This window comes from Hungatella hominis, assembly GCF_014288005.1.
GTDB classification, from domain to species: Bacteria; Bacillota; Clostridia; order Lachnospirales; family Lachnospiraceae; genus Hungatella; species Hungatella effluvii.
Window position 1 is genome coordinate 1 of sequence record NZ_JACOPB010000070.1, and the last position, 612, is coordinate 612.

2 rRNA genes are annotated in these 612 nt (G+C 43.0%); both read left to right on the forward strand.

The window, feature by feature from the left end:
* Nucleotides 1-66: ribosomal RNA gene (locus tag H8S75_RS32365) — 16S ribosomal RNA — on the forward strand; the annotation flags it as partial.
* Nucleotides 67-177: 111 nt separating this feature from the next.
* Nucleotides 178-295 (forward strand): 5S ribosomal RNA (rrf, locus tag H8S75_RS32370).
* Nucleotides 296-612 lie beyond the last annotated feature (317 nt).

Genomic DNA, 612 nt, shown 5'->3' on the forward strand with positions numbered 1-612 from the left:
CTGATAACTGGGGTGAAGTCGTAACAAGGTAGCCGTATCGGAAGGTGCGGCTGGATCACCTCCTTTCTAAGGAAGAAGAAGTAAGGGTTTTATATACTGTTGAGTCTTGTGTTTCAAAGGAAGGCGAAAGCCGAAGAAAAAAGAATAGAAGAATAGAAACATCAGAGACAAAGAGATTCTGGTGCCGATGCGCTCAGGGGAAACACCCGTACCCATCCCGAACACGATGGTTAAGACTTGAGCGGCCGATGGTACTATGCTGGAGACGGCATGGGAGAGCAGGTGGGTGCCAGATTACTTAAAAAAATCACTCGAAAGAGTGTTTTATATAGAACGGACACGTTCCAATGGGTGGAGATAAAGGCGAAACCTGTGTTAAAGAATGTGTTAACCCGATTCAGCAGGGTAGTGCTGTTCCATATAACTGGTTTTTACCAGTGATTAGTGGATTCGAGCCGATCGAGTTTGCTAATGACTGATAAACTTCAGTCTACATGTACCTTGAAAACCACATATTGAATATATCTAGATAGATTCTTTTAAGGGATTTCGATCCCGAGAAAGAGTAAATCAAGACATCCGAGGTGTTATATCGTAACAGATATAACCGAA